Genomic DNA, 25,834 nt, shown 5'->3' on the forward strand with positions numbered 1-25,834 from the left:
AGGGTGGAATTAATGCCAAAACAACTTATATTTAACTCTGCTTGAATATATCGATCGCTCCTGCTCTTGGTTGGCGACCGATTATTCAGCAAGCCCTATTTAGTTACTAGGCGATTTTGAAATGGCTACTATACAAACTAAGTCTGTCTCCGCAGACTAAAAGATATCAATTACACCGCATAGGCGATCGCATATTGCTTCAACACAGGTGAAATCGTGTAAAAATTTGCTTGTTGTGCTATCAAGCAGCGCCGCGATAGAGATTGCAGCGCATTTAGCAAATCTGAAGCCGGAATTATCTCATTTTCTAGCAATTTTGCCCGGTTGATTGGCTGGCTTTCTTTCGTCAACAAGGAGATTACTTGTTTTTCCAGTTCCGATAGGCGATCGAACTGCTGCTGTAAAACATCTTTCAAATCTTCCGGCAACAATATGGTATCATTTGGTAATAACTCTGTCACGCCTCCTCCCAAGTCTTGAATCAGATTCGCCACGCTTTTTAACCATAGGGGGTTGCCTTGGTAGCGATGAATGAGTGCTTCAGTGTTGTCGCTTTCTTCTAACCCATAATCTCTGAGTATTTCCTGTCCGGCGGCGATGTCTAAACCTTTGAGTTGTAAGGTACGAATGGAAGTATTTTGGTTTTTAACTTGAGTCACTTCTCTCGGTTGTTCCCAACCGATCAACAGAAAGCAGCTTTGATGGGATAATTTTTCTATTTGTTTTAATAAGGAGCGATATTCTTCGCATTCAGGTTTGAATTTTCCTGCAAATTCCCCGCTACAGAAAAGGTTGTGAACGTCATCTAAGACTATTAAACAGCGATGGTTTTGTAAATACTTAATCAGCGGTAAGCGTTTCTGCTTGGTTGGGGATGAATCTTGTTTTTCTGAATTTGAAAAAAGCGGTATTAGGTTAGATTGAAATTTTTCTATGGTGGGGAATTCGTCTAGTGTGTACCAAACTGCGTAGTCAAACTCGTCTTTAATTTGTTGTATGAGTTGCACTGCTAAGCTGGTTTTGCCGATCCCACTGATGCCGGTGAGGGTTATGAGGCGACAGCGTTGTTGTAGAATCCAGGTGGTGAGAGTGTGGAGTTCGAGGGGGCGATCGTAGAAATCACCCAAATCTGGCATTTCGCTTAAATCTTGATGTAAAGTTTTAATTTGTTTTGAGTTAGATGTTTCCTGATTTATTGGCTGTGAGTTTGGGCTATTTGGCGGGTGTTTAGGTTCTCCACAGGTGTTAAAACTACCTTTCACTACAATGTCTTGTGCAAAGTTTAAAATATTAGAGTTTTGCAACCTCTCCATTGTGGAGCGAAAATTCGATTTACTGACATCTTCTCCTAACTCCTCTGAAAGTATCTGCCATAATTCCGAGCCGATTTCCCTGATGCGACTTTCAGAACAGTTAAAATCTTTAGCTATTTCTTTGTATGTCTCGCGTTGTAGAGTTCCCCGCAGTACCGCTTCCTGTAAATCGTCAAGGTGCTGACCTGTTTTGTCCAAAACTATGCGATCTGCGACATTTAACATTTCTTTAAGATTCATCTGGCAGGGAGACGCTAGAGTTTTGTGTATTGTAGCTCACAACTTCCAACATTTTCGTACATTTTTGTGCAAATTTGTACAAAATTAGATTAAAGTTAGAGTGAAAACGAGAGAGTATTGGCGGCATAATAGAACATTATTGGGCTAGACAAACCTTTAATTTATTAAGGATAATGGGACAAGTATTAAAAGGATAAATTGAGTTATGAATTGGGAAGATTTTGCCACTCAAGTCGGTGACGAAATTGTAGAAAATGTTGTTGAAAAAACTATGGGCATTGATGGAAATACAGTCAAAACAGTCAAAGCGGTTGCAGAAACTGGTGCTGCGGTAGGCGCGGCTGCTAGTGCTGCAACAGGGTTGACTGTTGCAGCAACTTCAGGAGCAGGAATTACTTCGGGTCTAGCTGCAGCAGGTGGTGTGGTTGGTGGTGGTATGGCGGTGGCTCCTGCGGTATTAGCAGCGGGGCCAGCTTATCTGGGGGCAAAAATAATGAATGAAACTTTGTTCAAAGAGCAATCGAACTTGTCTGAAGAAGAGAATGATGCTCGTGCAGCGGCAAGAACAGCTACAAATATTGGGGCTGCTGCTGGTCTAGTTGGTGCTGGTGCTGTAACGGTAGCTGGCGGTGCCTCTGGTGCTGCAATTATGGGTACCCTTGCTGGTATCGGTGGCGTTGTCGGGGGAGGTGCGATCGCTGGTACTGCCATAGTTGCTGCTGCACCTGTTGCTGCGGCGGCTGCTGTTGGATACGGAATATATAAACTGTTTGGAGGTAAAGGGTAAAGATAGTTAGTTCAGTTTGAATTGGTAGGTTGGGTTTCCTGTTGCAACCCAACCTTCATCAGCGTTTAGTCTGGCTTTAGTATTTCCTCGCACCTCGCAGCAAATATCAGAAAACTGCCAGCGATTGAAAAGGTAAGCTTGGCTATCTATATGCAGCAAATATTACAGCGTTGGGTTATAGATTCTGTTTCGTAGCTTGGGAGTATACGGATGTTTTGTTTGCTATCTGAACTATTTAATTGGTTTTTCAGACTATGGAATCGGTTGGATGATAAAACGAAAGGTAAAATTATAGAGGAAGTTGTCAAGTCATTTGAAAAGCTGCTTCGTGCTTTTTATGGTTCGTGGAAAAATCGTCATACCAAGTGAGAATAAGTGATGAGTAATTTTAAGGAACTTATGGATGAGATTGAGCAATCACCTACTCAATCAGTGATGAGTAATTTTAAGGAATTTATGGATGAGATTAAGCAATCACCTACTCAATCACTGCCAGAATCTGATTTAACTCTCCCATCCCTTCAAATGGCTTTAACAGCAGGAACTTTCCTTATGTTGACGCCCTTCTCATTTTCAAATAATGAAAAGCAAAAATTCTCAGAAGAGGTGTCGAGCTTAATCCAGAATCAATCTTTTTTATCTGACTTCAGCAATCAAATTGGTGAACCTTTGGAGCAGGAATCTGAAGATGACTTCGTGAAACGCGGTAGCAATAGGTTAAGAGAGATGCTTTATGAGAGATTTGGCATCAAAGGTTGAATGGATATAATGTTCAGGTCTGTCGAAGTAGTCGCAGCATAACTTAGTGCAATCACAGCTCTTGTAGGTTGAGTTGAAGCTTGTGTTCACCTACCTCTTTTTCCAGTTACAATTTTATCCCTTTGCAGCATTTCAAAGTGCGCTGATTGCACGGATAGTGATCGCACATAATCATCATCCCTAATTTGCGATCGACCTCCCGCATCAATTCTCCACAAAGCATCCGGCTGAAATTTTTGATCTGCGTCCAAGCGCACAGTAGTATTGTAGCCCAATTCCACCCCAGCCAACGTATAATTTGATTGTGTTGTTCGCCGTGACTTCTGAATCTTACTGATAAGGCCACATAAAATATTTTTTCAATCTATTAAGTTAGCCATAAAAATTCAAGTAAACATAGCATCGCGGGGGCGAGTTTTGCCACACTAAACTCGCTCCTAATATCAAATTCTAACTAAATCCTTCCCTTAAACCTTCTGCTTCTTTCTTCGCGTCTTCGCGGTTCGTTCCTAACGCAAATATTCAATCCAAGTCGGCAAAACCTCCGGCGAACCGTACCACTTTCCCGGAGAACGAGGCGAATGCCAAACCCCCTCCAACACCAAATTTTCTGCCCCGTCCAAAACAGCAGCTTCCACCGGCGTAATTCCATCTCCCCAAGTTTCACCTTTCCCCACAGTCAACTCGTAACTTTTATAAGCCAGCCAAGTCCCTAAACCCCGCTTCCCAAAAACAGCCTTCCCAGCAGCGCACACGTAGCGCACCTGCGGGTGAAAAGCCCCCGGATAGTGAATTTTGACAAAATCTAGATTTTTGCGCGTCCAGCGCTCTTGAGAGACGTGCGGCGTGCCTAAAGTGATTAAAGTATTCACACAAGGGTGAGCTTCCCACAAACCCGCGTCCTCCAGCACGTCGCCGTGAATGGTGTAAGGCTTTTCCCCCAAATAGATGCGAGAAATCCAGCCGCCGGCGGAATGACCGACGAGATTGATCTGGGGAACGCCGTATTGCTGTAACATTTGTTTGACAGTGCGATCGAGCTGTCGCAAAATTGGCACCATCGACCGCCCGCCAAAAGTTGGCAACCAATCTCCCTTGCCCAGAGGCACTGTTACTGTTGGGAAACCTCGATCGAGCAGAGACTTTTCTAATTCGCGATAGTCGGAAGCAGCAGCAAAATATCCTGGTAAAATCACGGTTGGTAATGGCATTGTCAATTTTAAATTTTAGATTTTAGATTTTAGATTTTGCGGCCGGAGTGCTACGATCTGTTTTTCAAGTTCAAAGACGCTTGCTGAAGCATCCTTTGGATTGCTAACATCTGCCGCTCGTTAAACCTTTTGCTTAGGGAATATCTACTTCTATGGCTCGCGAGCCGATTCAAACATGGTATTTTACCCTAGTTGTCGTTCACTTAGAAGACCGTTTTCTACTGGTACAAGAGCGCAAGTACGAGCAGCAGTGGTATCTGCCAGCAGGGCGAGTGGAAAAAGGAGAGACTTTGCTCGAAGCTGCTATGCGTAATACCCTTGAGGAAGCGGGCATTTCCATCATCGTTGAGGGAATTCTCCGGGTAGAGCACACAGTGATGCCTAAGGGCAATGTGCGCCTCCGAGTCATTTTTGTGGCTCGTCCACAAGATAAGACGCCGCCCAAGAGTAAGCCGGATGATCATACTTTGTGCGCGGGCTGGTATTCTCTCAAGGAATTAGACCAGTTGTCGTTGCGGGGAGAGGAAGTTCGAGAAATGTTTCAATATATGGCAAGCGGCGCTCCAATTTACCCCATCGACTTGCTCACCATCGAGGGAGCTCCTTTTAAAAATTACCGCTATCGCTGGTGAATCAAGGGGCTTTTGAGATTGCCGCGACAGCCTCCGCGTACAACGCGCACCAACTCGATCAGTTTTGAGTTTTTTGATCTCGTAACCGAATTGGAAACGCCGATCGATCCGTTCGCTTGATCGTGTGTAATGAAATAATTAGGCCCCTGAACCCGAAAAAAGACGGTATAGCAACGGCGCAGTCTGTTTTTTCCATCGCCCCAGTCCGGCCGGCCTGACGCCCCACTCACCATTCTCAACAATAACTGAGAAACCGCGTATAGGATTCGGCCAAAGGGATTAGGCAAGAAAAACAATGGTTTCAGCAATTAACAACGTCCTCACCCTATTTGCGGTTGCTATACAAGCGTGGAACTAGGCAAAAAACCGGGTTTCTAGGCTTGAGTGCTTGATGTGAGGGTCGCCAAATCTCAATAAAAGTCGATCGGGCAATTTCGATACCGACCGTGCTAAAATTATACCTTTGAATTCTCCAACAGCAACTTTTAAAATCACTCAAAAAAAATATCAATTAATAACTATTAACTTCCAATTCCCAATTATCAATTCTCAATTACCAATTACCAATTCCCCATTCCCCATAGTCATGACTGACTCTTCCTCCCTAGCCAACACCCTTTCCGAACCGCTGCGCCAGCCTTTTTGGTGGGCAGCCCTAGCTTCTGTCAGCCTTCACGGAGTGCTCGGAGTAAGTGCCCCGACGCTCTCAAGCATACTTTATGGTGGAAATTCCTCAAAAAATATCCCCGGTTCTGTCGGCTTGGTAGAACTAACTCCCGCAGAAGCCGGCCGGCTGCCACAAACCATACCACCGCGCGCGTCTAATACGCGATTTACGCCATTTTCGATCGCACCAGTTCCCCTTCGACCCGGGCCAAAGTTAGCCCCGCCCTTGCCCCCCGCACCGGATACCATCAACTTGCCCGCCATGCCGCCGGGAATGCCGCCTCCTGGATTCTTTTCCCCTCTGCCTTATCCCTCTCTCCCGCCGTTAACGGCCCCAACAGCCCCGCCACCTCCCAAAACTCCATCCCCAACAGTCAGAGCCCCCTCCCAGCCAATACCCACTTTCGTCCCACCCGTACCTCCCAGCGGTTTCCTTTTCCCACCCTTACCTGATAATTTTGATCGCAATATTCCGCCGCCGCCACCATCGCCGCCACTGACGGAACCACCCCCATTTTCAGGACTTGATCCATATGACCCGGAAGCACTCCAAAGAATCATAGCTCAACGCAATATACCCGATCTTTCAGATCCAAATGATATCGCTAGCCCTCCTTACGCAGGTGAAACGAATTCTGGAACCGCTCGATCACTAAAGTTACCAGGCAAATCTCTTCAGCTAAAGAATCCAATGATAGCAACTGGTCCAGGAATAGGGCCTAGCCAACCATTCGATCCGAACAATAGACCCGCTCCGGGACAACCGGACTCAAACTTACGGGGCAATCCAGAAACTATGGCCAAGAAGATTCGAGATGAATATCTTGCCTTGTTTAACGACTTCTTTCGAAGTTATCCTGACTTGCTCCCGGTGGGGCAGACTTTTTCCGTGAATAATGTTGCTTATCCGGTAGCAGCTTGCTCGGACAAACTCGAAGGAAGAGCACTATTTGGAGCTGTTGTCCAACCCCAAGGGTCGCTCCGGGCAAAGCCTAAAATGATTGTGGCGACGGGTTATCCGATTCTTGACAAGGCAGCTATAGCTGGTATTGAATCTCTAACATTTCCACCAGCCAGCACGCACAAGCTTTACCAACTGGCTGTCGATTTTAAGTACGACGAAAAAGTTTGCAGTGGCATTCCTGTCACCCCAACCAGGCCCAACCCACCAGGCCAGCAGCAGCCAGCGCCCGCCCCGACAGCGCCCAGCAGACCAACAGGCCAGCCGCCATCTCCAGCGCCTACTGAAGTTAAACCGCAGTTTGAGAAGCCGCCGGCCCCGTCGAACAAACCGCAGCCAGGGGCCCAACCGTCGCCGTCGGCACCCAAGCCTGCAGCTAAACCGTCGCCCTCGCCTGAACAAAAACCAGCCGCCGAACAGTCGCCTTCTCCTCAACCGCAACCCGCCGAAGAGTCCCCGCAGCCGGAAGCAGCGCCATCTCCTGCAGCCGAAGAGTCCCCGCAGCCGGAAGCAGCGCCATCTCCTGCAGCCGAAGAGTCCCCGCAGCCGGAAGCAGCACCATCTCCTGCCCCGGAAGTGTCGCCCTCGCCGGAAGCAGCGCCATCTCCTGCAGCCGAAGTGTCGCCATCTCCTGCCCCGGAAGTGTCGCCCTCGCCGGAAGCAGCGCCATCTCCTGCAGCTACCGAAAATTAATTGGGCATCGGTAATTGGCAATCCGGTAGGGGAATGGGTAATATCCAATCTGCTTGCTTGACTATTGTGAGTTAGTAGTTAGTAGGGTGCGTCAGCTTGAATATGTGTTGCTTCTCAAACTAATTTCTCCTTGCTGACGCACCCTACTTTATCCACTAAGAATGAAGTTGTTTTTCGTCCCCCCGACCAGGCTTTGGACGATTGAAGTTGTGACTGCAAAGCTAATTACCTATTCCCATTAACCTCTCAATTGTATTGAACTTTATACATTTGAAATAAGTCGCCGCTTTGCTTTTTTACTACCTTAGCGCCCGCAGCTTTAATCATTTTTTCCCAATCTTCAATTGTCTCTAAAAATACTTCGCCGGCTCGATAAGTTTCCAAAATTGCCCAATCTTCTGCTAGAGGAGCATCGGGGTTGAGGACATCAAAAACAAAATGACCGCCCGGTTTTAGTACCCGCTTTACTTCTCCCATCACAATACTCCAATAGTCTATGGGATAGTAACAGCTAAAGCCTGTAGCGAGGCATAAATCGAACTGAGCCTCCTCGTAATTTAACTGGTGGGCGGGAGCCCATTCTACGCCTTTAAACAGCTTAGAATTGAGCTGAGGGCCGCGAGCGTTTAAGGCGTCTCGCGCTGCGCTGCTGATTTCTTGACCGTAAAAATATGCCTCCCAATCCCGCCAAGGGTAGATGAGAAAGCTGACTCCGCAGCCAATGTCTAAACAGCGCTGATTTTTTTGAGGTTTGGCAATTTTCCAGAAGGGAGAAACTGTTTTTTCTTGGAGAGTTCCTGCAACAGATTCTAGGAAAATCGGCATTGCTTCGACTTCTTCGGGTAAAGCGAAAGCTTCTCCCCGGTATTCGCGATCGAATCGAGAAGCGACTTGCGACAGTAAAACTTGCCAGCTATCTGATTTTCCTTTAGCAAACCAAGTCTGCTCCTGACCCGCTACTGGGCGATCGGACTTTTTAGACATTCTTGAATTACCTTTTAGAAGCTTTGAGAGCTTTTGTAAAGTTTTGGCGGTAAGGCTTATTAAAAATTAACGCGGGCCAGAGCAGCGAGAGCTTCAGGCGATTTGTAAAACTTCTGTCGAAGTTAGTGCGATCGAAACCATTCCAAAATTTCCAAATACCGCCACCGTAAGCGATCAGCAATGCCAAGCTAATTAACGTACTCATTTAAAAAACCCCTAAGCAATGGATAGGATTTTGGGTCAGCTAGTCAAAGCGCTACCCTTAATCTATCATTTATCAGACGCCAAGGCGCAGTGATAGCTGTAGTAATTCCACCTTCAGAAAGAGACTTCAAAATCCTCGCTTGCCACAAACTTAAAAATAACACCCCCGAAATAGCTTTCACCGAGCAAGCAAGAAGGCACTTCTGTCAAAAGTCGAGCATTCTGAGGACTTATACGATTGAAGAATTAAAGAATTGGGAATGACTGATGACAGAAGGGTTTCGAGCACGGGCCTACAGTTGCATTCTTTTTTTGAACTGGTATTACCCAACATCCCCTACAAATCCGAGCTCGACCGGGGGATTGGTGCGATGCCGCAAGTTCTAATTCGGTTGAAATCGGTTGCTGTTGGGGGACGGCCAGGCCGAACGGGATTTCCCAGACGTGTGACTACTCGAAGATATTTAAGTAAGAACTGATTGCTGGTGGCCGACGAATTACAGCAGGCAAACTTTTTCTAGCGGACAATAGCGGTAGAGAGCTTTCTAAGCAAGGAGGATTTTATGCGTGCAGTGCTGATGGCTGGGGGATCGGGAACGAGGCTCAGACCCCTGACGTGCGATTTGCCCAAACCGATGGTGCCGATTCTTAATCGCCCGATCGCAGAACACATTATTAATTTGCTAAAAAGGCATCAGATCACGGAAATTATTGCGACGCTGCACTACCTTCCCGATGTCATGCGCGAATATTTTACTGACGGGACAGAGTTTGGCGTTCAAATGACTTACGCTGTGGAGGAAGACCAACCGCTGGGTACGGCTGGCTGCGTCAAAAATATTGCTGAACTGCTCGATCGCACTTTTCTGGTCATCAGCGGCGACAGCATCACAGATTTCGACTTAACGGCAGCGATCAAATTTCACCGCAGCAAACAATCCAAAGCCACGTTAATTTTAACTCGCGTTCCCAACCCGATGGAATTCGGGGTCGTGATTACCGAGGAAAATTACCGCATCAGCCGCTTTCTGGAAAAGCCTTCTAGCAGCGAAATTTTCTCCGATACTATCAATACCGGCATTTATATTTTAGAACCCGAAGTCTTGGATTACCTGCCGGTAAATCAGGAGTGCGACTTCTCGAAAGACTTGTTTCCCCTGCTACTGGAAAAAAATGAGCCGATGTACGGCTACATCGCCGAGGGTTACTGGTGCGATGTCGGCCAGCTAGATGTTTACCGGGAATCTCAGTACGACGCGCTGCGGGGAAAGGTCAAACTGGATTTGAGCTACTACAACGAAGTTCGATCGGGAATTTGGGTAGGTCAGAATACTTTTATTGACGATAGCGCGATCATCGAAGTACCGGCCATGATCGGCAACAATTGCCGAATTGGAGCCCGAGTTAAAATCGATGCCGGTACAGTGATCGGAGATAACGTGACAGTCGGGGCCGACGCCAACCTCAAACGTCCCATCGTCTGGAACGGAGCAATTGTCGGTGAAGACGCTCATCTTAGGGCCTGCGTGATTTGCCGGAGTACCCGCGTAGACAGGCGCGCTCACGTCCTCGAAGGTGCTGTCGTCGGTTCAATGTCCATCGTGGGAGAAGAAGCACAAGTGGGGCCAAGCGTGCGCGTCTGGCCGAGCAAAAATATTGAATCCGGTGCTCTGTTAAATCAAAATTTAATTTGGGGAGAACAAGCTAAGCGGAATTTGTTCGGTCAGCGTGGCGTTCAAGGACTGGCAAATGTGGATGTTACCCCGGAATTTGCAGTGAAATTGGGCGCAGCTTATGGCTCGACTTTGAAACCCGGGACTTCGGTATCGGTTTCTCGTGACCAGCGGAGCATTTCGCGGATGGTTTCGAGGTCTTTGATTGCGGGTTTGATGTCGGTGGGAATTAATGTGATCAATTTGGAATCGACGGCAATTCCGATCGCGCGCACGGTTTCGTCTACGATATCAATTGCCGGCGGCATTCATGTTCGCATTTCGCCCGATCGCTCCGACCACATTTTAATTGAATTCTTCGATATCAAAGGCATCAATATTACTAAAGGAGCTGAGAAAAAAATCGAGGGGGCTTATTTTAAGGAAGATTTGCGGCGAGCTCTAATTCCCGAAATTGGAGAGATGACGTACTTTAACCAAGCTCTCGATGTTTACAACCGCATTTTTGAGCGCCAGATGAATGTTGAGGCAATACGCTACAGCAATACTAAGGTGGTAATCGATTACGTTTACGCGGTTTCTGGAGCAATTTTGCCCCAAATGCTTGCCAAGTTCGGTTGCGATGCGGTGGTACTCAATGCCAGTCTCAAGCAGACTTCTCTCAGCAACGGGGAACGGGAATATTTGCTTGACCAACTCGGCCGGGTGGTGAAAGCACTCAGCGCTAATTTTGGAGTGCAGGTATCGGCTAACGGCGAACAGCTCATTTTGGTAGATGAGTCTGGGATTGCGATTCGTGGGGAAATGCTGACGGCGTTGATGGTAAATTTGATGCTGACTTCTCATCCCAAAGGTACAGTAGTAGTGCCGGTGCACGCGTCTTCTGCGGTGGAGGCGATCGCCCGACGCTATCAAAGCCAGGTAATCCGCACGAAGGCGAACCCAACTGCTTTGATGGAAGCCGCTAACAGGAACCCGAATGTGGTTTTGGGCGGCAGCGGCCTTATGGGTTTTATTTTCCCGCAGTTGCATCCCGGATTTGACGGAATGTTCTGCATTGCTAAAGTGATAGAAATGATGACGATTCAGGAGCGATCGCTCGGACAGATCAAGGCGGAACTTCCCCGCATCACCCACCGCAGTTACAGCGTCCGCTGTCCTTGGACTATCAAGGGTTCGCTGATGCGACATTTAGTAGAAACTCATTCGCCCGATCGTCTAGAATTATTAGATGGAGTGAAGATTTTTAACTACAGCGACGACAATTGGGTATTAGTTTTACCCGATGCTAGTGAACCGACCGTTCATATCTTCGCCAACAGTGAGGATCGAGATTGGGTATCTGAAACGTTGAAGGAGTACCGTGCCCTCGTTCACGATTTTGTCAGTCAAGCCGAGGCGGCGGTTCTCCAAGATAAATTTGGTAACGTGTAATGCGTAATCGGTGACAACTAATAGCGAATAGCCCAGAAAAATCAGTAATCACCAATTACAAATTTGCAATTGGCAATTCCCAAAAGCAAGACGCACAAGTCATCGGTACACTGATAGCTATTTTTTCCTTCTTCCTTCTTCTTTCTTCCTTCTTCCTTCAACATCCAATTCCCAATTACGCACAGATAACAGATGAATAGCTGCATTTTGATGGCGGAAATAATTCAACAACCGCAACTCCGTTATACTCCTGACAGTCAACTTCAAATCGCTGAGATGTTGGTGCAGTTTCCCGGCCCAAAACCCGAAGATCCGCCCGAACATTTGAAAGTGATAGGATGGGGAAATTTTGCTCAAGAAATTCACGAGAAATATCACGAGGGCGATCGCGTGATTATTGAGGGGCGGTTGAGCATGAATACGATCGAAAGAGATGGTATTAAAGAAAAGCGCGCTGAACTGACAGCTCAAAGGATTTACAGTGTCGGCGCCGATGCAATGAGTTCGGCTCCCCCAACTAGAACCGCCCCGGAACCTGCTCAAATTCGCGACAGCGCCCCGGCTAATGTGCCGAGCAATGTAGTTCCTTTAGGCTCGCGGAACCGCAGTTCTAACAGCGCTCCAGGTGGCGCTAACCGCACGTCTAGTTCGGATTGGAACTCGCATCAGTCTTCAAATTCTGAGTCCGATCGCCCGTCGGGTTCGTCTAACGAACCGGAAAATCCTGATTACGATCCGATTCCCTTTTAAAAATTAGGGTGCATCACTTTACGAGCGATCGCAAAACTTCGGCGTTTGATCGAAAGTGACGCACCTTAATTTAAGGGCGATTCCCTACGGGATAGCTTCGCACGCGCGTACTTCAGGAAAAAAACGGCGATCCTCTTCGAGGGCTGCGCTAACGACTTTGGCCCAACTACGAGCTAAATTGCAAATTTTACAGCTCGATTGTCACAACTTTTTTCTTGCTTTTTTCGTCGCGCAGCACGACTGTATTGTAGGGTGATGTATCCGTCCCCAGCGGAATTGGCAGCTTAAAGCTGCCGCTCTTATGCTTAAGTTCGCCTAAATCAATACTTTTCGTTATATTGCCATCTGTTGCCAGATAAGCGGTAAGTTCGCCTTTATAATGTTCAATCAAAAAGTCTCTGAAGAAAACGACTTCCCCACCCTCCTCGGCATCGATAGCAAGGATGACCGTACCGCTAAACGTTGCGCCTTTTTCTTCTTCATCAACCGTCGCCATTTTAATTTCCGAGGGGTCTTGACCGGACATATCTGGCATAAATTTTTTCTCCTGAACTGAGCGCAATAATTAACAAGAATCTTACCTGACGCTAGGGGCGATCGCAAAACTCTTAGGACGTATTTCTGCATCGGTCTTGCTTCTGTCTGAGGTTATAGAAGCCCGCGACCGCGCATTATACACCAATTACTCTCAATTCTTGAGTCACTAAGTACAGACCGTTAAAATTTTCTATTCTATAATACCCCCAAGTCTCGCAAACACCGCCGCGTTAATTCGATTCGATATTGAGCATCCTTAGTCTGGAGTTTTTAATTGATTGGGTGGAGAATCAAGCCTGATGTTTCTGATAATTTAAGAGCGATCGCACTTCACTCAAGAAAGGGCGATCGCCCTTAAAGATTATTCTTTCCAGTAACGGGTTAAAATCCGCATTACTTCACCTGCTAGAGGGGACGGTAAAGGCGGACTCCATTCACCAACTTCTGCAAAACCCAAAACGTGCAGCAGATTGATGATGCTTTCCACTCCTTTGGGAATCCCGCAAATCAACAATCGGATCGGTTGCTTTCCGATGGGTGCGTCGGGAATTTCTTCGCGCAGGAGTTCGGGAACTGACTTTGGCTCTGATATCATAAGTTTTAACTACACAAATAGTCGGAGAGCGATCGCCCTTGAGTTTTCGAGGCAAAGGGGCGATCGCTTTTCCGTTTGTACATTCTGAGTATAGGTCATTCTTCCAAGTTAGTCAACTGCCAAACTCAAAAAAATACCCGTAGCGGTTAATTAAAGGAGAGTGAAGGTTGCGGGATGGTAACATCAGCTTGCAAAGTCGTGCCCAGTAGTTGAGAATCACCAGTGATCCGTTGGAAATTAGCAGTTGTGATGGCCGAGCGCAACATCAGCAATAAGGAGTTGGCTGCTTTGATAGGAATGCACCCAACTTCCTTTTCTCGACTCAAAACCCGCCGCCGCCTCACGAGAATTGACGAATCGACTCTCAATGCTCTGTGCAAAGCACTAAACTGCCAACCGGGAGATTTAATGGTGTATGAGGAGGAAAATTCCGATCGCACTTAAAAAACCGACTGCGATCGTTACCAGTAAGGTTGACAGCGACGCACCCTACAGATTTGATCGCACAATTTCCACTGCAAAAACGCGAGCAAACTCAGCGACAACGAGCGATCGCACTTGATCGACCTCAATTCCGGGGATAAACTGCTCTAAACTGCCAACAGGTCGATCGGGAATCCCGCAAGGTACAATTTGCCCAAAACCTGCGAGATCGGGACAAACATTTAAGGCAAAACCGTGCATCGTAATCCAGCGGCTGACTTTAATGCCGATCGCACCTACCTTGCACCCATCCACCCAAACCCCAGTCATACCGGGAACCCGCGAACCCTTCAACCCCAAAACTTCCAGCACCCCCAGCAGCACTTCCTCCAACTGCCGCAAATACCAGTGCAAATCAGGCTGGTGGCGCCGCAAATTTAAAATCGGATAGCCCACCAATTGTCCCGGACAGTGGTAAGTCACCTCGCCGCCCCGCTCAACTCGGTGCAATTCCGGCTGAGTTTCGCTGTCAAATTTCAGAAATTCCAACTTCGCGCCCTGTCCCAAAGTGTATACCGGCGGATGTTCCACCAAAATCAGCACATCTGGCAAATCTGGATTTACCCGACGTTCTTGCACGAGTTTTTGCTGGATTTCCCAAGCTTGGGAGTAGGGCACAAGTCCCCAATCGAGGACTAAGCAGGGTTGTGCATTTAGTTGTTGAGGGATGAGAGGAGAAACCATGCAAAAAATCAATAGTATTTTTACGGAATATTGGCCCAGCTTAAATCAAGAATTGTCAACATATAATAAAAGATTTGGAAGATAAGTGTTTTCCAGAATACATAGTGCTACTGTATAAAATATACCCAAGTTACAGAAGGGAGGGAGCTCTATGAAGCTTGTTATCCAGGGTAAAAATATAGAAATCACCGATGCGATTCGCGAGTACGTCAATCAAAAGGTGGAAAAGGCAGTTAGCCATTTTCAAACTTTGACGACGGAAGTGGACATACATCTATCGGTGGCTCGTAACCCCAGGATCAATCCTAAGCAGACTGCTGAGGTGACAATTTATGCTAACGGCAGCGTGATTCGGGCTGAGGAAAGCACGGAAAGCCTGTATGCCAGCATAGATTTGGTTGCCGACAAGATAGCTCGTCAACTGCGGAAATTTAAGGAAAAACGCCACGACAATAAGACCCAGAGTAGTGCCAAAACGGTTACGGTAGTTGAGGAACATCCTGTAGTAGCGGATCTGATTGGCGATCGAACTCCCGAACTTCCTGCTGAGGTTGTACGGACTAAGTATTTTGCTATGCCTCCAATGACGGTGCAAGAAGCTTTGGAACAATTGCAGATTATCGATCACGATTTCTATATGTTTCGTAATGCGGAAACAGGCGAAATTAACGTACTCTACGAACGCAAGAGTCACAGCGGCTATGGAGTTATCCAACCCCGCCACAGCAACGGTAACGGTAATAGCAAAAATGGCAAAACTGCCGAAAGCGCTACATCTGAAAAATCGAGTGTTGCGAAAAGCTAGATAATTGCTGACTGCTAATTGTTAATGGCTGCAAGTCGTTAGCAAAAAAGGACTAAACTCCTTACTACGAACCACGAGTTTTTAGTAAGGACTTTAGTCCTTTCTTGGTTTTTTAAAATAATGATTCGTAGTAAGGACTTTGCGGATATTTTCAAGAGAAAATGGATGAGTGTTGATCCGCCCCCAGATTTAGCTAGAAAAATTGCTGTCACCTCTGGCACGCAGTTCGATAATTGTCACATTCTAGAAGTGCCTGAACTTGGGCCATACGCACGGCGAGGGCTACAAATCAACGTCTTGCAAACCGAACAATATATTGAGTCTGATGTTAGTCCTACTTTCCCCAATATCTCGATTGTCGAACTGGTGAATCAGTACACTCAGCCGAGTCAATTTGCTGCCAGAACCCCCTCTATTCAAGATTTTAAAAGTTTGGTAGAGGAAAATCTCTACTCTCAGAACTTTCTTCCTCACTAACAACCGTTAGTTCGCAGTCATAAATTTAGTTTTTTCTGGGTTTTTTATAAAATGAGGCATGAGGACTTTCGTCCTCATTACCAACAATATATTTAAGCAAATCCATCTAAATTTTGATGGTTTCTAAAGCTTTGAGTGCTTCTGCAACGTGTGCTTTGAAGTCTAACATGGAGTCAAAAATATGCTTGACAACGCCTTCTTTGTCAATGACATAAGTTACTCTACCGGGCATAATCCACAGGGTAGCGGGAACGCCGTATAATTGCCGCACTTTGTTGCCCGTATCACTCAACAAAGTAAAAGGTAACTGATATTTGGCAGAAAAATTCTGGTGCGATTGTTGCGAATCTTCGCTAATTCCTATGACTTCTGCACCTGCGTCTTTGAAGACTTCGTAGCTATCTCGAAAAGCGCAAGCTTGGGTGGTGCATCCGGGTGTGTCGTCTTTGGGATAAAAGTAGACTATGACGTTTTTTTTCCCTTTAAAATCTGTGAGACTGACTGATGTGCCAGTTTGAGATGGTAAGGTAAAATCTGGTGCGGTGTCTCCTACTTTGACTGTCATGTTTTTTAACTAAGTAGCTCTGTTTGCGTGAAATTTTAACTTTTGTTATTGTACTGTTTTTTGTGACCAATAGTTCGTAGTTGCGATCGCCAGATTCGATATCATCCCATTCTTGCTTTCTCGCAATCCTAAAAAAAACCGTTTTTACACAATCTGGATGCAGCCAACGATTCACAGTTACGCGGATTAATTCGAGAGGCTTTTTTGAACCGCAGATGAACGCTGATTAACGCTGATTCTTATTGAAAATTGGAGGGGCGGGGCTGAATCGTTAACACAAAGTTAATTGTTATCGACCTTTAGTTAAATTTTTTAATTCCCGCCATATGGGAGGAATTTGACCGGAGTGTGTGCGGGGCTGGGTGAGGATTCCTTGAGTGGGACTGAACAGCAATGATAACACAAAGAATCCCGATGCAACTAAAACTATTGCGGGGCCGGATGGTAAGTTATAAAAGTAGCTGAGATACATTCCGCTAATGCTGGAAATCACTCCGATTATTGCGCCTAAAATCATTAATTGGTGCAGGCGAGTCACTAGGAGATATGCGGTACTTGCGGGTGTAATTAATAGGGACAATACTAGCACTACGCCAACGGCTTTGAGGCTGGCAACAATTGTGAGGGCGATGAGTACCATCAGTCCGAAGTTGAGCAGGTTTACTGGCAAACCTGTGGCTTGCGCTCCTAATGGATCGAATGTGTAAAATAGCAGTTCTTTGTAAAAGACTACTACAACTAATAAGACTACGGCGACAATAACGGCTGTGTCGATCGCATCTTCGACAGTCACGCCCAGGATGTTGCCGAAAAGAAAGTGGTTGAGGTCGATTTTGTTGTCTTTTTGGACGATCGTAATTAGGGTGATCCCGAGGGCGAAGAATGCGGAAAATACGATGCCCATTGCGGCGTCTTCTTTGATGGTCGATCGAGCTTTGATCCAAGCTATGATTACTGTACTCAAAACTCCGGCAATGAAGGCGCCGAGAAAGATATTTGCTCCCAGGATAAATGCGATCGCCAATCCGGGCAAAACCGAGTGGCTGATGGCGTCTCCGAGCAAGGCCAGCCGCTGTACCATGAGGTAGCTGCCGACGATCGCGCAGACGATGCCGACGAGAATGGCAATTACGAGCGATCGCTGCATGAATCCGTACTGCAACGGCTCAATTAAGGTTTGTAGCATAAAATTTATAACATCACAGTTAACTAATGACTAACAACCAAAGCAACCGGCTTTAAGGGGAGATTGATCGTTGCCAAACCCAATATTACCCAAGAAACTGAGTTCAAAAACGTAACTCGTAGATTAATGACTGCTGGCTAATTAAGCGGCTTGTCCGGCAAAAAACATTACTTGTCCGCCGTAGGCGCGGTAAAGGTTTTCTTGGGTTAGCACTTCTTGGCGGGAACCAGCGGCAATCAATTCTGTATTAAGCAAAATTAAATCATCAAAATTGGTAATTGATTCGCCTAAGTCATGGTTGACTACTAAGACGATTTTCCCGGCATTTGCTAGCTGGTGGAAGATGTCGAAAATGATATTTTGAGTTTTTTGGTCAACGCCGACAAACGGCTCGTCAAAGCAGAAAATAGCGGCTTCTTGGGCTAAGGCTCTAGCTAGAAATACTCGCTGTTGCTGTCCGCCAGAAAGTTGTCCGATCGGTCTGTCTTTGTAAGCACTCATGCCTACTCTTTCTAAGGCATCGGCAGCGGTGCGGCGGCTAGCTGCCGAGAAGCGACGAAACCATCCTGCTTTTCTGACTCTTCCCATCATCACGACATCCCAAACGGTGGCGGGATAGTTCCAGTCAATTTGCGATCGCTGGGGCACGTAGGCTACTGTTTCGAGTCGATCGGCGATCGCTTCTTGGCCCCAGGTAACAGTGCCGCGAGCTGCCGGAATTAAGCCCAACATTGCTTTGATCAGCGTGCTTTTGCCGGCACCATTGGGGCCAATAATACCCGTCAGCCTTCCCGGTTTGACGGAAAGATTGATATCTCGGAGTGCCTCTACCGTGCGGTAGTTTACTGCTAAGTGCTTAACAGCGATAATTTCAGTGTCGGTAGCGCTGTCTTTGAGGTCGCAAACCATTTTAGACCAAGGATTCTCGTTGGGCAATGCGGCGGTATTCATGGGGGTGAGTCTATCTCCTTTTTATTAAGTTTACTGTAAAAATGAAAAGAATATGAAATCATCGGTAAATAGGAATAATCTGGAACGCAGGAGAGGTAGATAATGCTACAGTGCCAGCTCGAAACCCCTCAAACCATAGGTTTGGCGGCAAAAATCTCAAATAGGTTAAAACTGATATCTTCCACCCTTCTCAATAACAGGCAAGATGCCTGTTCCACAAAGAGTGAGTCTTCCTGTGGGGTGGGCAAGATGCCCGCCCAGACAAGGGTTATTGAGAATGGTGCAAGATGTGAGTTAAAACCGACGGCAATTGTGAAGCAATCCGATAAAGGAGAGTTTCGCGGTGAGTCGGGGATTGAAACCGCCGCCGCTGGATGGGACAAGTCCAAGGCATTTTGGATTAGAACTATTGCTTGCGGCATTTTGACTGTGGGTTTATTTAGTTGTGCTTCAACTCAGGGCGATCGCCTCTCTCCAGAGGCAGATGCTAAACCCAAGGTAGTTGCTACCAGCACAATTATTGAGGATTTGACCGATCGAGTAGCGGCCGGCGAAGTTCAGCTAACAGGAATTTTGCAGCCGGGAACCGATCCTCACGTTTACGAACCTGTGCCAAAAGATTCTCAAGCTTTAGAGCAAGCTAACTTAATTTTGTATAACGGTTACAATTTGGAACCGGGATTAATTAGAATGATGAATGCCGCCGGAATTAAGGCGCGAAAATTAGCAGTGGGGGAAGTTGTCAAGCCTTTGCTACTGAATAAAGAAGGCAATACAGTACCCGATCCGCACGTTTGGGGAAATGTTGAAAATGTAGTTCAAATGGTGGAAGCAATTCGGGATGCGCTAATCGAAGTGTCGCCGGAAGATCGGGAGAAGTTTACGCAGAATGCTGTGAAACTTACTGAAGAGTTAAAACGTTTGGATAGTTGGATCGAACAAGAGATTAAAACTATTCCCGAAAATCAGCGCAAATTAGTAACAACTCACGATGCTTTTCAATATTACAGCCGCGCCTACGGATTGGGAAGTGCTGGAAGTTTGATCGGGATTAGTACGGAGGAACAGCCGAGCGCTCAAACGGTGCAAAAGTTAGTAGAATCGGTGAAAGCTGCGGGAGTTCCTGCTATTTTTGCGGAGACTACAATTAACCCGCAACTGATTAGAACAGTGGCGGAGGAAGCGCGGGTGAAATTGGCGGCGCAGCAACTTTATTCGGATTCGATTGGGGCGGCGGGAAGCGACGGCGATTCTTATGTGAAAATGATGTCGGCTAATACTCGCACCATAGTCGAAGCTTTGGGGGGAAAATACACGCCGTTTGAAGTTAGCAAGTAGCAAGTAGGGTGCGTCTGAAGAGTTTTATTTTCTCTGCGGGGATAGGGTAACAGCTAACTGATAGCAGTTTCAAACAAGAATGCAACTGTAGGTAAACTCTAAACCCCGATAGTCATCCTTGATTCCCAATCTAAAATCTAAAATATAAAATTGTATGACGCACCCTACAAGTTTCAGTTTACTGATATTTGGTGGCGAATTTCTGGTGATACTGCTGCGAATCATCGCTAATCCCAATTACTTCTGCACCTGCGTCTTGGAAAACTTCGTAGCTATCTCGAAAAGTGCAAGCTTGTGTTGTGCATCCGGGGGAGTCGTCTTTGGGATAGAAGTAGACGATAACATTTTTTTGCCCCCGAAAATCTTTGAGGCTGAATGATGAGCCAGCTTGAGAGGTTAAGGTAAAATCGGGTGCGGTTTCTCCTACTTTGACCGTCATATTTTTTATTTCCAGAACAAAATCCAATACAGATGTTTTGCGAACGTCTCTCTATTCTATTCCTCTGCGTCCTCTGCGCCTCTGCGGTTCATCAGAAATAATCTTCAAGTTCATCGGTGACAACGAGGCGCAGCGGGATTGCCGTCCGGTGCAGCCCCTTGTTAGATTTCTTTAAGTTTTTGCTGTAGCTCGTGGCTATGATGAAAAACAGACTCAACCTCTGCCGGTGTAAAACCCAACACCTGAAGCAAGTGAAGCTGGAAAATTGCTTCCATCTTGAGGCAGAGCAACCATAAATCTCTGCCACTTGCTGCTTTTGACTCTAAGGCTTCGTTGTAATGAGTTAGATAGTTTCGCGTGTCTACAATAGTGGTGATTAATTTCTTTCGTTGCTTTTTTGTTCCAATGAAGTCCTTAAATGGCTCAATGATGTTCTTTATTCTCTTACGAAGATTCAGTTCATTTCCGTACTCCAGCCTACCGGATAGCCACTTTTGGTTTTTCTCTGGGCATTGCTTGATTAGGTTTTCAGTAAGTTCTTTAAAAACAGCCTCGTCCATCAATTTTTCATTCGAGGTTCTACGATGGTAAGTTTCAAGCCCCTGAGCTAGTGCTAAGAATTTGCCCTCAAAGTATTTGTACGCTCCTGTCTTTATCGAGAAGTAAAGATCCAATGCTGGGTCAATCACCTCATAAGCATCAAACCAGTTATTAACTATGCGTTCTGCATCCTCTCGAATTTGTCCAAATCTAAATAACATTCGATGCCACTCTATTTTGGGTTCAATTTCCGTGTAAGGCTGGCTTGCATAGTAAACTGATATAGAAACTGGAACGGTTTTATTGTTACCCATATCTTGGCGGATGGCGTCAGACGTTACAGACACCTGGTCTAAACACACGGTTTTATCGATAGCAAAACCAAGGAGGGTAGTAATTTTATAGGCGGCTGAGGTAAAGTCATTTAGTGGGCGTTCTTGTTCGGAGACAAGCTTAAAATATGTCTTTTGTGTTATTTTTGCCTCTGTTGTATTCGGGTACCCAAGGAGTGTCGGAGAAAATGTGATTAATAGGTTCATCCCGTTCTTGAGATTCAGCGATATGTCTTCGGGTTGTGAGTATGTTATTGATGCCGTTCGCTTTTCCCATTGATTTTCAACTTTAATTCCAGTTAATCCAACCCACTCATCAATGCCTTCCACGGAGAATTTGAACGTATTTAGCGAGACAATTTCTTTCTCGTCGTAAGCGACACCAAGGAGAGCCTGGTTAACATAGAAAGATGACTTGGAAATACCATTAAAAACAATCTTGGCGTTTTTATAAAAGCAATTGTCCAGTGTAACTAGGCCGTGCTTTTCGATATGTCCAATAATCCTTTCCAATTCATATTTGCCATTTTGGGCTTTATTTAGCCCTTCGATGATTTCATCGAACAACCCAAGTACCTCAAGCTCAATATTTCCACCGTCTGTGATAATAAGCGTGCCAGGTATCTGTCTCTGTGGAGCGGAGGGAAGCCAAAAATAGCCAGATTTTTTGAATTCTTCTTTTATTCGCAACTTAGCCTCCCTAAAATCTAACTTATAATTGTGTCGCAGATTCTGATATATTAAACGGGTTTTTCGATGGCAAATTTTCTAAAATCTTGACCAGCAAATCACCATAGTCCACTGGAACTAAATCGCTGTCATCCAATTTTAAGATGTTCACCCTGTTAACCCCTTCAAAAAGCTTGAATCCACTCTTTCACGTCGTACTCAGTCCACACCCCATTTACCCAATAAGGATCGGCTTCCACCAATTGTCGCACCTGCGCCTCATCTTCCACTTCGTAAATTGCAAAAACTTTTGTTAAATCTTTGGTTGGCCCGATCGTACTTAACACACCCGATTCCTTCTGCTTAGCCAATCCTGCTAAATGAGCGTCTCGAAAGGGAGCGCGTTTTTCGATAACGTCTTCGCAGTAACTTCCCCACATCACATACTTGGTCACGGTTTTGAGCCTTGGATAAATTTGTTTTAAATTTATTTTACAATAAATGTAGCAGGATTTGACGATTTTTTTTAGGATCAAATTGATTAACCGCAGAGGGCGCAGAGGTCGCTGAGGAATAGAGGGGAAGAAGAGAGAGGTTTGTTAGAGAGAAGGAGGTTACTATGACTTTATTAGATATTCGGCTGCTGACTGTTCATGAATATGACCGGATGACGGAAATTGGTATTTTTGACGAAGATGAACGGGTGGAATTACTAGCAGGGCAGATAGTAAAGAGGGCAGCAAAGGGAACAGCTCACGGTGCGGCGATTGCGCGCACGAAGATATTACTGGATAACCGTTTAGGAGAACAGATTTTTGTGGGGCTGCAAGACCCGGTTCGGATGAATAATTACTCGCAACCTGAACCGGATATTTCTGTAGTCATACCTGATCCACTTTACTATGAAGACCACCATCCCATTCCTTCAGAAATTTATCTGATTATTGAAGTTGCGGATACTACGCTGAGAACGGATTGCGGGATTAAAGCGAAAATTTATGCTGAGTCGGGAATTACTGATTATTGGGTTTTGGATGTGAATAATCGGCAACTCCACGTTTTTCGAGAACCGAGTCAGGATGGTTATCAAAGTCGGGTGATTCTTGCGGATGGTGATAGTATTTCTCTTTTGCGGTTTCCTGATTGTTCTTTTTTTGTGCGGGAGATGTTGCGGCCATTGGTGTCAATTTAACGCTTTTTCCCTGAGTCCGGCAGGGGTTGAAACCCCCGCCTCAAAGCTGAAGTCCTCTCAAGAGGACTGAAGAGTTCATTAGTTAGCAATTATGCACTTTAGACGGCTTTATTGCAAAAATTTGATATTCTTCGCTTTGCTCAAAATGGCACATTTACCTTGTAATCCGTAAGTCTTGTTAGTCCTCTTGAGACGACTTTAGCTTTGAGCCAGGGAATTCATTCCCTGGCGGCCTCCATTGGTGGCTGACGGCCTCTTTAGCTTCTTAGGCTGACACCGAATTTCTCAACTAAAACATCGCGAACTTTTTGTTGTGCCGGTTCAACATCAGTTTCGCTCAAAGTTCGATCGCCCGCGCGGTAAATTAACCGAAAAGCCAAACTCCGCTGTCCCGCCGGTACGTTGTCGCCCCGATATTCGTCGAACAGTTCCACGGAATCCAGCAAACTACCCGCCGCCTTTTTCATCGCAGTCTGCATCTCTACAACCGGAACTTCAACCGGTGCGAAAAATGCAATGTCTCTGTCTGAAGCGGGGAAACTCGAATAACCAGCGAATTTGCGAGTTAAGTTGTTCCATCGCCCTAATTGACTTAACAGCACCGCTAAATCTAATTGAAACACGTAAACCTGCTCAGGCAAATCCTTTTGTTGCTGCAATTGCGGGTGCAACTGTCCAAAAACTCCTAAATGTTTTCCGTTTAACGATAACGCAGCGGTGCGGCCCGGATGCAAGCGTGTATTGGAGGAATCGCTTTGATATTCCACTGACAAACCCAACGCCTGAAACACGCTTTCCAAAACCCCCTTAGCCTCAAACCAAGTCAAAGGTCGATCGCGCCCTCCCTGCTGCCATTTCCACACAGTCGGATCGCCGCCAATAATCCCCGCCACTGCATCGGCTTCCTTCATTGCATCCCCATCTTTCCAGAAAATGCGGCCGACTTCAAAACCGTTTAGTGCCCCATTTCCCTGTTCCAAATTGTACTGGAAAGCATCAATCAAACCCGACAGCATTTCTGTCCGCAAAGCCGAATACTCCACAAACAGCGGATTCGCCAGTACAACCTGATTGTCTCCCTCAGTTTTCACCAAAGAATAGTGCATCAGTTCCGTCAAACCGGCCGCCCGAAAAGCCGATCGCACATTCCGAATTGCCGCATATTCCGCTGACAAATAACCGGGTTCCGTTTTGCTGGGCAAAGTATCGCAGAAATTGTCATAACCGTGGAGTCTGGCAACTTCTTCAATTAAATCGATTTCCCTTTCTAAATCCCGGTAGCGGTAAGGAGGCACCGTCACATTCCAAACCCGCTCTTTTTCCGTTGGAACAACTTCGCATCCCAAGGCTGTGAGAATATTTTTTACCTCTTCCGGTTCCAGATATTTAGAACCGCCAGTTTCTCCTCTTTTTAACTGCCCTAAAATCAGATTTACTCGGTCTAAACGCAATTCGACCGAGCGGCTAAAACTCAAATCCTCGTCCGAACTCGCCGTTTTCTGCACCGTCGCAACGCCTCCAGCCAACTCCAAAATTAGGGCGACAGCGCGGTTGGAGGCCGTCGCCAATGCCGCCTGATTCACCCCCCGTTCGTAGCGGATCGATGCCTCGCTACGCAGGCCTTGAGCGCGCGCAGAACGGCGAATCGTTGCCTGGTCAAAAATCGCCGCTTCCAAGACTAAATTTTGCGTTCCTTCGTGAACTTCCGTGTCTTCGCCGCCCATTACCCCAGCCAAAGCTACAGGTTTGTCGCTAGCAGTAATTAACAGATTTTGAGCTTGTAAATTGCGGTTTTGTCCGTCCAAAGTTTTGAAGGATTCCCCTGTTTTGGCAAAGCGGACGCCGATGCTGATATCTTGAGTACCCGTGAAAGATTGCAGGCGATCGCGATCGAAAGCGTGCAGCGGTTGTCCCCATTCCAATAAAATGTAATTAGTTACGTCCACCACATTATTAATCGGCCGCACTCCCGCCGCCTGCAACCGCTGCTGCAACCAAGCTGGAGAAGCACCAATTTTCACGCCTTCAATTGCCGTGCCGATGTAAATCGGGCATCCTTGCGGTTCCGATATTTCTACTGCCAAACCAGGACTTTCTTTGCCCTCAATCGCCACATCATTCGCTGCCGGAATTCTCAAACTCGCCCCAGTCAGCGCCGCCACTTCTCGCGCTACGCCCACCATGCTCAAAGCGTCAGCACGGTTGGCAGTTGCTGTCAAATCTAAAATCACGTCATCTAAACCCAAAAGCGGGCGAATATCGCTGCCCAATTCGGGATTTTCTAACTCAAAAATGTGAATCCCGGCTGATTCTTTCGCCAGTCCCAATTCCGCCAGAGAGCAAATCATTCCTTCGGAAGGAACGCCGCGCAATTTAGCCGGTTTAATCTTTAAATCAATAGTCGATAAATAAGTGCCGACAACAGCGACAGGCACGTAAATGTCTGCCCTAGCGTTCGGTGCGCCGCAAACAATATTCAAAGCTTCTGAGGAACCCACATCCACTTGACAAACTCTCAATTTGTCTGCATTCGGATGCTGTTCGCAGGCAATGATTTTGCCCAAAACTACGCCGCTTGCCCAGGGGCGGCGGTCTTCAATTTCTTCCACTTCAAACCCAGCCATTGTCAGGGTTTCGGCTAATTCTTCCGGGGATATCACCACATCCACCAATTCCCGGAGCCACTTTAGAGATATACGCATAATTTAGTCAGTAGTTAGTTGTCAGTGCTCGG

26 protein-coding genes and 1 pseudogene are annotated in these 25,834 nt (G+C 46.4%); 11 read left to right on the forward strand and 16 right to left on the reverse strand.

The window, feature by feature from the left end; genetic code table 11:
- Positions 1–170 precede the first annotated feature (170 nt).
- Positions 171–1,553 (reverse strand): NB-ARC domain-containing protein, encoded by a 1,383-nt coding sequence (locus tag QUA57_RS22410; protein WP_333063698.1) that lies wholly within the window; start codon positions 1,551–1,553, stop codon positions 171–173.
- 205 nt (positions 1,554–1,758) lie between these two features.
- Here QUA57_RS22410 and QUA57_RS22415 point away from each other — a divergent pair, with 205 nt between their 5' ends.
- A complete protein-coding gene (locus tag QUA57_RS22415; protein ID WP_333063697.1) occupies positions 1,759–2,340 on the forward strand; it encodes an RNA polymerase subunit sigma-24 in 582 nt (193 codons plus the stop codon).
- A gap of 378 nt (positions 2,341–2,718) precedes the next feature.
- Positions 2,719–3,099 (forward strand): hypothetical protein, encoded by a 381-nt coding sequence (locus QUA57_RS22420; RefSeq protein ID WP_006633473.1) that lies wholly within the window; start codon positions 2,719–2,721, stop codon positions 3,097–3,099.
- An 86-nt stretch (positions 3,100–3,185) separates the two neighbouring features.
- On the opposite strand, the gene QUA57_RS22425 is transcribed toward QUA57_RS22420, so the two are convergent.
- Both QUA57_RS22425 and QUA57_RS22430 read right to left on the reverse strand, forming a co-directional pair.
- Positions 3,186–3,389, reverse strand: a complete 204-nt coding sequence (locus QUA57_RS22425) for a hypothetical protein (protein ID WP_333063696.1) — start codon at positions 3,387–3,389, stop codon at positions 3,186–3,188.
- Positions 3,390–3,608: 219 nt separating this feature from the next.
- On the reverse strand, positions 3,609–4,310 hold the full coding sequence (locus QUA57_RS22430) for an alpha/beta fold hydrolase (protein ID WP_333063695.1): 702 nt from the start codon (positions 4,308–4,310) through the stop codon (positions 3,609–3,611).
- A gap of 152 nt (positions 4,311–4,462) precedes the next feature.
- Here QUA57_RS22430 and QUA57_RS22435 point away from each other — a divergent pair, with 152 nt between their 5' ends.
- Both QUA57_RS22435 and QUA57_RS22440 read left to right on the forward strand, forming a co-directional pair.
- On the forward strand, positions 4,463–4,942 hold the full coding sequence (locus tag QUA57_RS22435) for an NUDIX domain-containing protein (RefSeq protein ID WP_333063694.1): 480 nt from the start codon (positions 4,463–4,465) through the stop codon (positions 4,940–4,942).
- A 586-nt stretch (positions 4,943–5,528) separates the two neighbouring features.
- Positions 5,529–7,262 carry a hypothetical protein gene (locus QUA57_RS22440; protein WP_333063693.1) on the forward strand — a complete coding sequence of 578 codons (1,734 nt, stop codon included), beginning with the start codon at positions 5,529–5,531 and terminating at the stop codon, positions 7,260–7,262.
- Positions 7,263–7,508: 246 nt separating this feature from the next.
- Here QUA57_RS22440 and QUA57_RS22445 read toward each other — a convergent pair whose 3' ends face one another.
- On the reverse strand, positions 7,509–8,246 hold the full coding sequence (locus tag QUA57_RS22445; RefSeq protein WP_333036301.1) for a class I SAM-dependent methyltransferase: 738 nt from the start codon (positions 8,244–8,246) through the stop codon (positions 7,509–7,511).
- A gap of 7 nt (positions 8,247–8,253) precedes the next feature.
- Positions 8,254–8,451 (reverse strand): hypothetical protein, encoded by a 198-nt coding sequence (locus QUA57_RS22450; protein WP_006633481.1) that lies wholly within the window; start codon positions 8,449–8,451, stop codon positions 8,254–8,256.
- Between the two features lie 562 nt (positions 8,452–9,013).
- Here QUA57_RS22450 and QUA57_RS22455 point away from each other — a divergent pair.
- Entirely contained in the window at positions 9,014–11,557 is a 2,544-nt protein-coding gene (locus QUA57_RS22455) for a mannose-1-phosphate guanyltransferase (protein WP_333063692.1), read from the forward strand.
- 41 nt (positions 11,558–11,598) lie between these two features.
- On the opposite strand, the gene QUA57_RS22460 is transcribed toward QUA57_RS22455, so the two are convergent.
- Complete coding sequence (locus QUA57_RS22460; RefSeq protein ID WP_333063691.1) at positions 11,599–11,763, reverse strand: hypothetical protein; 165 nt, start codon at positions 11,761–11,763, stop codon at positions 11,599–11,601.
- On the opposite strand from QUA57_RS22460, the gene QUA57_RS22465 reads away from it, so the two are divergent.
- Positions 11,750–12,307, forward strand: coding sequence for a single-stranded DNA-binding protein (locus QUA57_RS22465; protein WP_333063690.1), 558 nt, complete (start codon positions 11,750–11,752; stop codon positions 12,305–12,307). The genes QUA57_RS22460 and QUA57_RS22465 overlap by 14 nt on opposite strands.
- A 187-nt stretch (positions 12,308–12,494) precedes the next feature.
- On the opposite strand, the gene QUA57_RS22470 is transcribed toward QUA57_RS22465, so the two are convergent.
- Positions 12,495–12,842 (reverse strand): hypothetical protein, encoded by a 348-nt coding sequence (locus tag QUA57_RS22470; RefSeq protein WP_333036295.1) that lies wholly within the window; start codon positions 12,840–12,842, stop codon positions 12,495–12,497.
- 363 nt (positions 12,843–13,205) lie between these two features.
- Positions 13,206–13,439 carry a hypothetical protein gene (locus QUA57_RS22475; protein ID WP_333036293.1) on the reverse strand — a complete coding sequence of 78 codons (234 nt, stop codon included), beginning with the start codon at positions 13,437–13,439 and terminating at the stop codon, positions 13,206–13,208.
- Between the two features lie 222 nt (positions 13,440–13,661).
- On the opposite strand from QUA57_RS22475, the gene QUA57_RS22480 reads away from it, so the two are divergent.
- Entirely contained in the window at positions 13,662–13,883 is a 222-nt protein-coding gene (locus tag QUA57_RS22480) for a helix-turn-helix transcriptional regulator (protein ID WP_333036292.1), read from the forward strand.
- A gap of 45 nt (positions 13,884–13,928) precedes the next feature.
- Here QUA57_RS22480 and lipB read toward each other — a convergent pair whose 3' ends face one another.
- Positions 13,929–14,606: a lipoyl(octanoyl) transferase LipB gene (lipB, locus tag QUA57_RS22485; RefSeq protein ID WP_333063689.1), complete on the reverse strand. Its 678-nt coding sequence runs from the start codon at positions 14,604–14,606 to the stop codon at positions 13,929–13,931.
- 151 nt (positions 14,607–14,757) lie between these two features.
- Between lipB and hpf the strand changes: the two genes are divergently transcribed.
- Together hpf and QUA57_RS22495 are read left to right on the forward strand one after the other, a co-directional pair.
- Complete coding sequence (gene hpf, locus QUA57_RS22490; RefSeq protein WP_190663308.1) at positions 14,758–15,411, forward strand: ribosome hibernation-promoting factor, HPF/YfiA family; 654 nt, start codon at positions 14,758–14,760, stop codon at positions 15,409–15,411.
- Between the two features lie 165 nt (positions 15,412–15,576).
- Positions 15,577–15,888, forward strand: a complete 312-nt coding sequence (locus QUA57_RS22495; protein WP_333063688.1) for a hypothetical protein — start codon at positions 15,577–15,579, stop codon at positions 15,886–15,888.
- Between the two features lie 106 nt (positions 15,889–15,994).
- Here the strand turns inward: QUA57_RS22495 and QUA57_RS22500 are convergent, their stop codons facing one another.
- From QUA57_RS22500 to QUA57_RS22510, 3 genes are all read right to left on the reverse strand, one after another.
- Positions 15,995–16,453: a peroxiredoxin gene (locus QUA57_RS22500; protein WP_333063687.1), complete on the reverse strand. Its 459-nt coding sequence runs from the start codon at positions 16,451–16,453 to the stop codon at positions 15,995–15,997.
- Between the two features lie 289 nt (positions 16,454–16,742).
- Positions 16,743–17,639: a metal ABC transporter permease gene (locus QUA57_RS22505; protein ID WP_333063686.1), complete on the reverse strand. Its 897-nt coding sequence runs from the start codon at positions 17,637–17,639 to the stop codon at positions 16,743–16,745.
- A 141-nt stretch (positions 17,640–17,780) separates the two neighbouring features.
- On the reverse strand, positions 17,781–18,590 hold the full coding sequence (locus QUA57_RS22510; protein WP_333036284.1) for a metal ABC transporter ATP-binding protein: 810 nt from the start codon (positions 18,588–18,590) through the stop codon (positions 17,781–17,783).
- A gap of 102 nt (positions 18,591–18,692) precedes the next feature.
- On the opposite strand from QUA57_RS22510, the gene QUA57_RS22515 reads away from it, so the two are divergent.
- Positions 18,693–19,928 carry a metal ABC transporter substrate-binding protein gene (locus tag QUA57_RS22515; protein WP_445304502.1) on the forward strand — a complete coding sequence of 412 codons (1,236 nt, stop codon included), beginning with the start codon at positions 18,693–18,695 and terminating at the stop codon, positions 19,926–19,928.
- Positions 19,929–20,112: 184 nt separating this feature from the next.
- Here the strand turns inward: QUA57_RS22515 and QUA57_RS22520 are convergent.
- The 3 genes and pseudogenes from QUA57_RS22520 to QUA57_RS22530 form a co-directional block, all read right to left on the reverse strand.
- Positions 20,113–20,367 (reverse strand): annotated as a pseudogene (locus QUA57_RS22520) (peroxiredoxin); the annotation flags it as partial.
- A 161-nt stretch (positions 20,368–20,528) separates the two neighbouring features.
- Positions 20,529–21,929 carry an ApeA N-terminal domain 1-containing protein gene (locus QUA57_RS22525; RefSeq protein ID WP_333063685.1) on the reverse strand — a complete coding sequence of 467 codons (1,401 nt, stop codon included), beginning with the start codon at positions 21,927–21,929 and terminating at the stop codon, positions 20,529–20,531.
- 164 nt (positions 21,930–22,093) lie between these two features.
- A complete protein-coding gene (locus tag QUA57_RS22530) occupies positions 22,094–22,363 on the reverse strand; it encodes a YciI family protein (RefSeq protein WP_333063684.1) in 270 nt (89 codons plus the stop codon).
- 164 nt (positions 22,364–22,527) lie between these two features.
- On the opposite strand from QUA57_RS22530, the gene QUA57_RS22535 reads away from it, so the two are divergent.
- Positions 22,528–23,100 carry a Uma2 family endonuclease gene (locus QUA57_RS22535; protein ID WP_333063683.1) on the forward strand — a complete coding sequence of 191 codons (573 nt, stop codon included), beginning with the start codon at positions 22,528–22,530 and terminating at the stop codon, positions 23,098–23,100.
- A gap of 257 nt (positions 23,101–23,357) precedes the next feature.
- Here the strand turns inward: QUA57_RS22535 and pheT are convergent, their stop codons facing one another.
- Positions 23,358–25,802, reverse strand: a complete 2,445-nt coding sequence (gene pheT, locus QUA57_RS22540; protein WP_333063682.1) for a phenylalanine--tRNA ligase subunit beta — start codon at positions 25,800–25,802, stop codon at positions 23,358–23,360.
- Between the last annotated feature and the right edge of the window lie 32 nt (positions 25,803–25,834).

The organism is Microcoleus sp. Pol7_B2 (genome assembly GCF_036701035.1).
GTDB lineage: Bacteria > Cyanobacteriota > Cyanobacteriia > Cyanobacteriales > Microcoleaceae > Microcoleus.

Excerpts from the sequence above, each read along its gene's own strand:
- QUA57_RS22410 (WP_333063698.1), bottom strand. The coding sequence starts at position 1,553 with ATGAATCTTAAAGAAATGTTAAATGTCGCAGATCGCATAGTTTTGGAC.
- pheT (WP_333063682.1), bottom strand. The coding sequence starts at position 25,802 with ATGCGTATATCTCTAAAGTGGCTCCGGGAATTGGTGGATGTGGTGATA.
- QUA57_RS22535 (WP_333063683.1), top strand. The coding sequence starts at position 22,528 with ATGACTTTATTAGATATTCGGCTGCTGACTGTTCATGAATATGACCGG.
- lipB (WP_333063689.1), bottom strand. The coding sequence starts at position 14,606 with ATGGTTTCTCCTCTCATCCCTCAACAACTAAATGCACAACCCTGCTTA.
- QUA57_RS22455 (WP_333063692.1), top strand. The coding sequence starts at position 9,014 with ATGCGTGCAGTGCTGATGGCTGGGGGATCGGGAACGAGGCTCAGACCC.
- QUA57_RS22450 (WP_006633481.1), bottom strand. The coding sequence starts at position 8,451 with ATGAGTACGTTAATTAGCTTGGCATTGCTGATCGCTTACGGTGGCGGT.
- QUA57_RS22505 (WP_333063686.1), bottom strand. The coding sequence starts at position 17,639 with ATGCTACAAACCTTAATTGAGCCGTTGCAGTACGGATTCATGCAGCGA.
- QUA57_RS22510 (WP_333036284.1), bottom strand. The coding sequence starts at position 18,590 with ATGAATACCGCCGCATTGCCCAACGAGAATCCTTGGTCTAAAATGGTT.
- QUA57_RS22500 (WP_333063687.1), bottom strand. The coding sequence starts at position 16,453 with ATGACAGTCAAAGTAGGAGACACCGCACCAGATTTTACCTTACCATCT.
- QUA57_RS22420 (WP_006633473.1), top strand. The coding sequence starts at position 2,719 with ATGAGTAATTTTAAGGAACTTATGGATGAGATTGAGCAATCACCTACT.
- QUA57_RS22515 (WP_445304502.1), top strand. The coding sequence starts at position 18,693 with ATGCTACAGTGCCAGCTCGAAACCCCTCAAACCATAGGTTTGGCGGCA.
- QUA57_RS22445 (WP_333036301.1), bottom strand. The coding sequence starts at position 8,246 with ATGTCTAAAAAGTCCGATCGCCCAGTAGCGGGTCAGGAGCAGACTTGG.
- QUA57_RS22470 (WP_333036295.1), bottom strand. The coding sequence starts at position 12,842 with ATGCCAGATATGTCCGGTCAAGACCCCTCGGAAATTAAAATGGCGACG.
- QUA57_RS22430 (WP_333063695.1), bottom strand. The coding sequence starts at position 4,310 with ATGCCATTACCAACCGTGATTTTACCAGGATATTTTGCTGCTGCTTCC.
- hpf (WP_190663308.1), top strand. The coding sequence starts at position 14,758 with ATGAAGCTTGTTATCCAGGGTAAAAATATAGAAATCACCGATGCGATT.
- QUA57_RS22460 (WP_333063691.1), bottom strand. The coding sequence starts at position 11,763 with ATGCAGCTATTCATCTGTTATCTGTGCGTAATTGGGAATTGGATGTTG.
- QUA57_RS22495 (WP_333063688.1), top strand. The coding sequence starts at position 15,577 with ATGAGTGTTGATCCGCCCCCAGATTTAGCTAGAAAAATTGCTGTCACC.
- QUA57_RS22435 (WP_333063694.1), top strand. The coding sequence starts at position 4,463 with ATGGCTCGCGAGCCGATTCAAACATGGTATTTTACCCTAGTTGTCGTT.
- QUA57_RS22475 (WP_333036293.1), bottom strand. The coding sequence starts at position 13,439 with ATGATATCAGAGCCAAAGTCAGTTCCCGAACTCCTGCGCGAAGAAATT.
- QUA57_RS22440 (WP_333063693.1), top strand. The coding sequence starts at position 5,529 with ATGACTGACTCTTCCTCCCTAGCCAACACCCTTTCCGAACCGCTGCGC.
- QUA57_RS22415 (WP_333063697.1), top strand. The coding sequence starts at position 1,759 with ATGAATTGGGAAGATTTTGCCACTCAAGTCGGTGACGAAATTGTAGAA.
- QUA57_RS22465 (WP_333063690.1), top strand. The coding sequence starts at position 11,750 with ATGAATAGCTGCATTTTGATGGCGGAAATAATTCAACAACCGCAACTC.